6 protein-coding genes are annotated in these 9,782 nt (G+C 60.4%); 4 read left to right on the forward strand and 2 right to left on the reverse strand.

The annotated features are described in order from the left end of the window. Window positions 1-560: 560 nt before the first annotated feature. On the forward strand, window positions 561-1,025 hold the full coding sequence (locus K8U03_08660) for a universal stress protein (protein ID MCE9604958.1): 465 nt from the start codon (window positions 561-563) through the stop codon (window positions 1,023-1,025). 194 nt (window positions 1,026-1,219) lie between these two features. After that, window positions 1,220-2,905: an AarF/ABC1/UbiB kinase family protein gene (locus K8U03_08665; protein ID MCE9604959.1), complete on the forward strand. Its 1,686-nt coding sequence runs from the start codon at window positions 1,220-1,222 to the stop codon at window positions 2,903-2,905. Here the strand turns inward: K8U03_08665 and K8U03_08670 are convergent. Next, on the reverse strand, window positions 2,902-3,648 hold the full coding sequence (locus K8U03_08670) for a hypothetical protein (GenBank protein MCE9604960.1): 747 nt from the start codon (window positions 3,646-3,648) through the stop codon (window positions 2,902-2,904). The two genes, K8U03_08665 and K8U03_08670, sit on opposite strands and share 4 nt — an antisense overlap. A gap of 129 nt (window positions 3,649-3,777) precedes the next feature. Then, entirely contained in the window at window positions 3,778-4,506 is a 729-nt protein-coding gene (locus tag K8U03_08675) for a pyridoxamine 5'-phosphate oxidase family protein (GenBank protein MCE9604961.1), read from the reverse strand. Window positions 4,507-5,039: 533 nt separating this feature from the next. Here K8U03_08675 and K8U03_08680 point away from each other — a divergent pair. Continuing rightward, window positions 5,040-7,670, forward strand: coding sequence for a hypothetical protein (locus K8U03_08680; protein ID MCE9604962.1), 2,631 nt, complete (start codon window positions 5,040-5,042; stop codon window positions 7,668-7,670). A 211-nt stretch (window positions 7,671-7,881) separates the two neighbouring features. After that, the coding region (ppsA, locus tag K8U03_08685) for a pyruvate, water dikinase (protein MCE9604963.1) at window positions 7,882-9,782 on the forward strand (1,901 nt) is incomplete at its 3' end.

Consider the following 9,782-nt stretch of genomic DNA (forward strand, 5'->3'; position numbering starts at 1 on the left):
AGATCGAACGGTCGATCTCCTGGCTGCAGAACTTCCGGCGACTGGTCACACGCTACGAACATCACGAAAATCTGTTCCTCGGATTCGTTCAACTCGCCTGCCTCGTCATCACCCTCAGACGGTTTTGAAACTACTTCTAGTTGTGCGTGACGTGCGGTTCGCGACGTCGTTAACCTGACCGTACGGCAAACACCGTGCCGTCGGATGATGCGGATGATTCCACGGCCTCCCAATAAAGCAAATACATCGATTCCTCCGATGCTCCGCTCGAAGAAGCTGAAGAATGAGCGATCGCAGCAGACGAGAGATTGCGACGATGTGCCATTTCGGCGCGGCGCGGTGTGCCGAATCGCTCGGTCGCGCAGCGCCACGATGTGCCGTCACGAACAAGCCGTGAAGAATCGCTCGTTCCACGGGCACTTAAAAGCCCGCACATGTTCAGAATCCGCTAAGCGGAATTCAAACTGAACGGAGACGTCGGCGGATCGGCCGGCGCCGGTACGGTGATTGCGATAGTCGAGTTCATTCGAGAATCGCAATACACCGAAAGGGCGTTCACCATGTCATCCCGCCGAATCCTGGTACCGGTCGATTTCACTCCTTGCAGCGACGAAGCGTTGAAGACCGCCGCGACGTTGGCTCGTGGATCGGACTCAGGGCTCCTCATCGTGCACATCGTTGAGCCGCCGATTTTGATGGAACATCCGGAATGCTTCAACGGCGCGCCGTCCGAGTTGATGAAGGAATTCCAGCAAATGCTGGACAAGATTGCGGCCTCCGTGGAAGGCTTGCCGCGCGAACAACGACTGCTTGAAGGTCCTGCGGCGGACGCGATCCTCGATCTCGCGGAGACGGAGCAGGTCGATTGGATCGTCCTAGGCACGCACGGCCGGTGCGGTACGGGCCGCCTTGGAATGGGAAGAGTCGCCGAAGCAGTCGTCCGTCGAGCACAGTGTCCCGTCTTGGTCGTAAAAGCGGCTGCCTCGCAAGCGGCCATGCTCGCGCCGGCATCCGGAAATTATTAGAGCCTGGGGGGCGATGGACTCGTGGCGGCTATAGAAGGCCACGGATCTTCGGCTGCGCCTTACTCGGCCTAGCTCATTCTCCACGCAGACTACTTGGATTTTCACGATAGAATCTAAGTCACTCGGGCAGGCTGATCATAGAGATTGCCGCCGAGGCGTCGGTAATCCGAACTGCACCGGTGTACGATTCGTCGATGACCTTTCCCCCCATCACTCGCCGCGTTCGACACTTTCAGCGATACGCTCAAGTCCTTGAGGTGCTCGCGCGTCACGGCTTCGCCGATCTCTCTCAGCAGCTCGGGCTCGACTCGCTCCTTGATCGGGCGCGGACCGCGATCGGGACCGCACCGAGCGGAACGAACGAACGGATTCCCGTCGCGGTTCGCCTTCGGACGATGCTCGTCGAACTCGGTCCGACGTACGTGAAGCTCGGCCAAGTGATGAGCACCCGGCCCGATCTTGTGCCGCAGGACTGGGTCGACGAGTTCAAGAAGCTGCAGAACAAAGTGCCGGGTGTCGACTACGGCGTGATCGAGAAGATGCTGGAGGAGGAATTTCCAGGACGCCGCAAACGACTGTTTCGTTCGTTTCAGCATCAGCCGGTCGCCGCCGGCTCCATGGCGCAAATCCATCGTGCCCGACTCCGCGATGGGACTCGGATCGTGTTGAAGTTTCTCCGACCGGGCATTCGCGAAGTCATCGCGGTCGACATGGAGATCCTCCAGGCGCTGGCGGAACTCGTGGAGGCCCACTTCGCGAACCTCGGCTACAGTCCGACCGAGATCGTGCGCGAGTTCGCCAAAGAACTTCAGCGCGAAACGGACATGATGCAAGAGGGACGCTCGACCGAGCGACTCCGCTCTCTTTTTGCGGACGATCTCGAGGTCATGTTTCCGGCAGTGTATTGGGAGGCGACGACGCACAACGTGCTGGCGATAGAAGAAATCGACGGACTCGTTCTCGCGGACCTTGGCTCGGATCGGCTCAGCCCTGACGATCGCCGCACGCTGGTTAAAAACGGTGCTCGAGCCGTCTTCCGGCAGTGCCTGGAGTTCGGCTTCTTCCACGCCGACCCGCATCCGGGCAATCTGATGGCGCTCCCCAACGGCCGCATCGCCTTCATCGACTGCGGCATGACCGGTGAGATCGACGTACGGACTTCGCGGCAGCTCGCCGATCTCGTTTCCGGCGTGGTCGCGGGAGACTTGGATCGAGTGATCGCAGCGGCCGGCGCCATTACGGAAATGGACTACGAGAAGATGGAGGATCGCGCTCTGCGCGCGGATGTCAACGCGATCGTGTCGGCGTTTCGAGGAACGCCGCTAGAACGACTCAACCTCGGCAAGGTGCTGCAGGACTTTTTCGCCTCGCTCCGAACGCACCGCGTACGCTGCCCGGCCGACATCATTCTGCTCATCAAGGCGCTGACGACGATCGAATCGATCGCCCATGAACTCGATCCCTCCTTCGAGCTGGTCCCCTTCGTGCGACCCTACTTGGAAGACTTGGTCGCCAAACGATACGGCATGCCGGCCATGAAAAACCGGATGCAGCGCGGCTTGCGACAATACATCGAGCTGCTCGAAGACCTTCCCGGCGAGTTGCGGCCGATTCTCTCGCAACTCCGCAGGAACAAATTGGCCGTGAACCTCGAGCACCGCGGCCTCGATCGCGTGACGCGCACGATTGAGCATGCGAGCCGAAACATTTCGTTTGCGGTGATCATCGCGGCGATGTTCGTCGGCTCGTCGATTCTCGTCCACGCGGCCCGAATGTCGGGCGCCACGGCGCTCACCGCGGTCGGCTACGTCGGCTTCGTGGCCGCGGCCATCTTGGTCGTGGTGATGCTCGTTTCGAATCGCCGCAATCGAGGCGACTAAGGGGCTCGCTTCTTAGGCGGCTTCCGTTCCGCAACCTTCTTGGTCGTCTCTTTTGTAGCGGTCCGGACGGGGGCGACTTCGGCTTTCTTGGCCGTCGTCGGTCGCCCCTTCGGCGTAATCGCGACTGCTAAGCCCTCAAGCAGTCCCCCCGCGCCCATAGCCAGCGCCCCTGCGGCGCGACGAACGACGCGGACGCCCGCTCTGGCCGTTTCGCCGGTTAGCTCAAGTAAGCGACCGTCGGCCGCCTTGGCCGTCGCTCGCACCGAAGCCGTTACCTTCGGACCCGTCCGCTCCGCACGGGCCACGAGCGCTTCGAGTTCCTGGCGAACTTCCTTCGACGCTTTGCCGGCGTACTTCTTGACGGCGCCGAGAAAGTCGGCATCGGCGGCGAGCATCCGCTTAGCGGCGACCGACACGTTCCTGCCCGGAATCGCCCGGCCGCGTTCGCGGACTTCATCGACGGTCGTCGAACCCGCGGACGCGATCGCCTTTACGCCGTCGCTCAGACCGTCGAAGACCTCGCGCAATACATTGCGACTCGAAGCCGGGATGCTCTTGTCGACGGTCGCCACGGCTCCTTCGAGGACTTCTTGGACCAACTTGGGCACGTCGCTCAACGAGAGTTTGCGATCGCGGAATGCGGCGATCGATAACGCGCGGACGCGATCTCGCACCGCAGCGCCTTCGGCGGCCTCTTTCGCACCGGCCTTGGTGTGATGAGCGCCGGTCTTTTTCGTAACCATGGGTTGGATTTCCAAGGGGTATGTGAACTGACTCGTCGGTGACGTGAACTCAAATCCCTGTTGCAACGATGTATTTGAGCACGAAAATCCGAAAGGGATACAGAGCGGTTGACTTCGTTCGAAATCCGACTAACCGGAGAAAACCTTTCGCAACCAGCTTGCGATCCCATTGTTCGGCTTCGACACCGCCTGGGAGCTCGAAGTCTTCGCATCGTCCGCGGCCATATGCCCGGTGATACTCTTGATTCTGACCCGATAATAGATGGGTTCGAGCGATGCGGTCGTGTCCTGCCCGGGACGCGTTGCCCAGACGTCGCTTCCAGGCTGCCACCACATAGGTAGAGTATTAAGCGCAGTCCACGCTTCCCGCCGTCTATCGGCGAACGTCGGCTGACGAGGTTCGGCGGCCGCGGTGACCGCGACGAGGTTTCGCGGGTGCTCAGGGGACCGAAGCGTCAACCTCTCCGTCTCGAGAGCAGCCGGCAATTCCTCGTATTCTCCGATCACGATGACGCTGACCCATTGATCGAAGTCTAGGACCTCATCGACTTCGACGCAGACCAATGGATTGGCTCGCATCCACTCGACCTTTCGACCCCGTGTGGTGAAACCATAAAGACTTTCTGAAGCCTCATGGTAAGCCAGATGCGTGGGGACGATGTACGGCTGGTTTTCATGTGCACATGCCAATCTTGCAAGCTTCGCGCCGGCCAATACCTTGAGGCATGCCGACGGGGCCATCTCGCGAATCACCATCGCATATCCCCTTCTCGTGGCGAATAGCTTTTTAGAGAAGCCCGTTGACACATGGCCCGATCCGCAAGCGACTCCGATCGCATGCTCGATGATGGCATGCATAAACGTGACGTCATTTTCATGGCGACTCTCGTGTATCAGTGATGTGAACTCGGATACCCGATAAGCAACTCTTGGGCCGACCGATCCCGATTCGCGGAATCGAGGTGCGGAGACTTGCACGGGAGCGTGATTTCGAAGCTCTGAAGCGCTCCACGAAGTCGCGATAAATCGCGGTTCGATGGATGCGAAAGGAGGTGGCCGCGGACCGCAGCCGTGCGTCGCTGAAGGTGCATCGTTGATAAGCAGTCGGATCGGAACGCCGGAGCGACTCGCCGTCGGATCGATGCAAGCTGTGCGGATTCGGTCATTCAAGAGGGATCTTGCGTGCGAATCGGCGCGCATACCGAACAGTGCCCGCGGCGGTTTGCAAAGTTGAGTCGATTGAAGGCGCGACGCTCAACCGGTTTTTTCATCTGGGATTAGAGGCGATTCTTTAGTTACGACCGAGAAAAATCCCGGCGGCGGTCACGGAGGGTATCCGCATTGCATAACGAACGCGTCGAATACCCGCGTTCCAACAATCGAGGTGGCCCATGTGCATCAATCCGACTCCCGCCGAAAGTATTCTTCCAACGGCGGCGTGGCGTCGCTTGCATCGGGCGGCCTTGGTCTTCGCCGCAGTAGCGTTCATCGTGGCGTCGGTTTCGCCGACGATGAGTGCCGACCTAAAGTGGAACGATGCGCCGGTGGTGGGTTACGCGCGTGTCGCGCCGTTGGATCGTTTGCAGCGAGATCTCTCCTTCTTGGGCGAGAACGTCGACGGCGGAAAATCAATCGGCGGCGTTAAGGATGCGATCACCGAGCTCTCGGCAGGAATCGACTCTTCGCGACCCGCGGGGCTCGTCGTTTACGCCGACCAGACATTGAACATCGTGATCTTCGTCCCGCTGAAGGATGAGGAGAAGCTACTGGCCGCACTCCGTGCGCGATTCGGCTGGGAGTTCCGTCGCAGCGACGACGGGCTTTATCGCGGCGGGAATGTGAACGTCGCGGCGCGCGTCTCGGGCTCATGGCTTTTCGTGACGGGAGCGACCCATGAAGCGCGACTGAAAACTCTTCCGGAAGATCCGACGCGGTTGTTCGAAGGCTTGGATCCGACCGTCACGGGTCAAGCGGCGGTGTTACTCGATCGCTTGCCGGCCGAACTTAGAAAGACATTCGACGCCATGATCTTGGAATCATTCGCTCCGACCAAGAGCGGCGACGCGGCGACCCCGTCGAACATCCAGTGGGTAGGCCCTCTCGTTAAGCAATGGCTTTCGGAAGCGCAGCGGTGGGAAATCGAGTTGCAATGCCTGCGACCGGTCGAGCAGCTCCACGTGACATCGCGATTGGTCCCGATGAAGGAGAGCAAACTCGAGCGTTGGATCGAAGCGGCCGCTCAGCGTCCATCGATGTATGAGCACCTGGCTTCGGAGAAAGCGGCCGCGGCGATCATCTCTTCGCTGGCGTTGGACGCCGCGACGATCGAGCCGTTGCTCAGCGCGTGGGAGCAGCAGTCTGCGAAGGCCCGAAAGGCAGCCCCTTCGCCGGACGCTCCCCACGCCGAAGTGCGAACGCTCGGCAGGCTCGTCGCTCAAAGCCTGGAGGCGGTGACCAAGACCTTGCGAACAGGAGAACTCGACGGCGGCGTCGTGATCGAGCGACAGGGAAAAGAGCACTTGCATGTGCTGGCCGGCGGCACGCTCTACGACTCCCGCGCCATCGAGAAAACCGCGATCGAAGCCGCCGAGATGCTGCAGCCGCAGCCTGGGTTTCGCGCCTTGAACTGGGCCGTGTCTCAGAACGGCGACGTCTCGTTGCACCAACTTCAGCTCTCTATGCCCGACGACAACGCGCGCCGGATCTTCGGCGATTCCATGTACACGGTCGTCGGCTTCGGTCCGGACAAGCTCTATGCGGCGGTCGGAGATCAGGAAGCGATCGCGAAGCTCTCGCTGGCTATCTACCGTTCGAAAGAAGATCGTCCATCGCGCGGTGAGCCGCTTCGCATCACGTTGCGCATGGCTCCGTTCATGGCCTTGTTGAATGAGTTCTCCGACAAGAAGTCGGATTCAAACGAGCAGGTTCGCATCATGGCTGAGCAGATCGCGCCCTATAAGAAGAACGACACGCTTGAGTTTACGACTCGGGCTGCGGAAGGAGCGCTGGAGAATCGGCTGCGGATCGATATGGGGGTCGTAAGGATGTTCGCAGCGGCGATTCCTGCTTCGCCGAAGACACCGGCCATCGATGTCGCCGCTCCGGTCTCACCGCCGTCGTCATCGGCTGGCCACGGAAACCTAACGTTGCGGCTCACCCGCGGCGAGACGTTTCCGCTGGAGTTTTACACGGAAACCAAAATGACGACCAAGATCGGCGACGGCGAGCGCATCGATCGCGGACGCTACTCGTTGCTCTATCAATTCCGCGTGTTGGACGTCGCCAAGGATGGTTCGATGCAGATCGAGACTTGGCTCGCTCGGGCGACGATCGATAAGGAATCGCCCGAGGGCAAGACGACCTTCGATTCGGCGCGGCCACCGAAGCCGGAGGAGGCCGATGCCGAGATGCTGTTGCATGGCCTGATGGTGAACCGGAAGTTGACGCTGACCGTCCGCCCCGACGGCACGATCGCCAAGGTCACCGGGATCGAAAGCGCGATCGAGTCGGCGCTCGACGACGAGCTGAAGCCGCCGGCGAACGAGCGCGAAAAAGCTCGTGCCTTCGTCGCGCAGGGACTGAACGAACCCGGATTGCGGGATGCGCTGACGCGCGGGTTTGAGTTTTACCCGACGGCAGCGGTGCGAGTCGGCGATCGGTGGACTCGAACGACCGAGAACTACACGAGCATCAACTTTCTCTTAGACAGTCGCTTTCAGCTGAGATCACTCACGGCGGAGGAAGCGACGCTTGGGGTGAAATCGCAGGTTCGCGAAAAGGACAAGACCGGGGCTGCCGAGCAACCGATCCAGTGGGACATCGCCGGCTCGCAAAGCGGTTTCATCCTTGTCGATCCACGCAACGGCCGACTCCGTTCAGGAGAATATGATCTGCATCTTCAAGGCGAAGCGACTCTGAAGATCGGCGGCAAGCCGGAAGTCCGACCGATCGTCGCCGATTTCAAGATGATCGTCGGAGAGCCTGAACGGGTCGCCGCGAAGAGGAACGCTACGAAGCCCTAACCCGCGACCGTCGGACGGCATGGTGGAGGGCTTGACCTCTCGAGATGCGGGCGATTCGGCACAGCGACGATCCTTTTCGCCACACTTCAACGCTTCCGCGCGCCGCAAACGCTCGGAAGCGACTTCCGATTCCGCGGCACGCGATCTGCGTTATCGGAGCGACGAACGGGCTACGACGATTCAAGAGATTGCAAGGCTAAGGACGCAAATCATGACCGCAGTCGCGACCGACTTCATCAAACGCTTCGCCCAGATCGGCATCGAAGACATTGCGAGCGTCGGCGGCAAGAACGCCTCGCTCGGGGAGATGGTTCGCGAACTTGTACCGCGCGGGATCCGCGTACCCGACGGCTTTGCCGTCACGGCCGAAGCCTACCGCTACTTCCTCACGGCGAATCGGCTCGACGACGAAATTCGCCGCGAACTCGGCGCACTCGACGTCGGTGATGTCGCCGCTCTGCAACGGTGCGGCAGCCGTGTGCGACAACTGATTCTCGACGCGACTTTTCCCGACGACCTGCGGCAGGCGATCGTCGAAGCGTACGGCTTTGCGGGCCAACAGGAAACCTATCTCAACGTCCAAGGACCGACGCAACTGCTTGAGACCTGCAGGCGTTGTTTCGCGTCGTTGTTCACCGATCGGGCCATCAGCTATCGAATCGACAAGGGTTTCGATCACTTGAAGATCGCCCTTTCGATCGGCGTGCAGAGAATGGTCCGCTCGGATCTCGCCTCGTCCGGGGTCATGTTTTCGCTCGATACGGAAAGCGGCTTCGCCGACGCGGTCTTAATCAACGCCGCGTACGGACTGGGAGAAAACGTCGTTCAAGGTGCGGTCAACCCGGATGAATACTACGTCTTCAAGCCGACGCTTAAGCAAGGGCTTCGCCCGATCATTCGCCGGACGCTCGGCACGAAGGAGTTCAAGCTCATCTACGATGTCGGCGGCTCGAAGATGGTTCGCAACGTCCCGGTCGCGGAAACCGACCGTCGCCGCTTTGCTTTGAACGACGATGAAGTGCTCGAACTCGCCCGTTATGCGATCGAAATCGAAAAACATTATAGCGCCAAGCGCGGTCTGCCTACGCCGATGGATATGGAATGGGCGAAGGACGGTCGGACGGGCGAACTGTTCATCGTGCAGGCAAGGCCCGAGACGGTCGTGTCGCAACGCTCCAGCGGCATCATGGAAACGTATCGGTTGGAAAAGCGCGGCGAGGTGCTCATTTCAGGGCGTAGCATCGGCGAAAAGATCGCCGCGGGGCCAATCCGCAAAATCGAGAACTTACGGCAACTAAGCACGTTTCAAGATGGCGACGTTCTGGTTGCCGACAAGACGGATCCCGACTGGGAACCGATTATGAAGCGGGCCGCGGCGATCGTGACGAACCGCGGCGGTCGTACTTGTCATGCCGCGATCGTCAGTCGCGAATTGGGCGTGCCGGCGATCGTCGGCACCGAGCACGGCACCGAGCGACTGACCGAAGGAGCTGAGATCACGATCTCGTGCGCCGAAGGCGACACCGGTTATGTCTACACCGGACGATTGCCGTTCACGGTCGAAACGACCGACCTGAGCACGATGGCTCATCCGCACACGAAGATCATGGTGAACGTCGCCAATCCGGATGAAGCGTTCGGGCTGAGCTTCTTGCCGTGCGACGGCGTCGGCCTAGCGCGCGAGATCGCGCGACTTACGGAAGGGTACGCCGATAAACCGCAGTACTTCGTCGATCGCTTAGCCGAAGGGGTCGCTACGTTGGCGGCGGCGTTTTATCCGCGCGACGTCATCGTCCGGATGAGCGACTTCAAGACCAACGAGTACGCCCATCTCATCGGCGGGGCGCCGTACGAGCCGATCGAAGAGAATCCGATGATCGGATTCCGCGGTGCCTCGCGCTATTACGATCCGCGCTATCGCGACGGCTTCGCTCTGGAATGCCGCGCCATGCTCAAGGTCCGCGAAGAGATGGGGCTGACGAATCTCAAGCTGATGATTCCGTTTTGCCGCACGGTCGAAGAAGGCCGTCGCGTGCAACAAGAAATGGCGAAGCACGGGCTCGTGCGCGGTCGCAACGGCTTGGAACTGTACGTCATGTGCGAAATCCCGAG

The organism is Planctomycetia bacterium (genome assembly GCA_021413845.1).
Lineage (GTDB): Bacteria > Planctomycetota > Planctomycetia > Pirellulales > PNKZ01 > PNKZ01.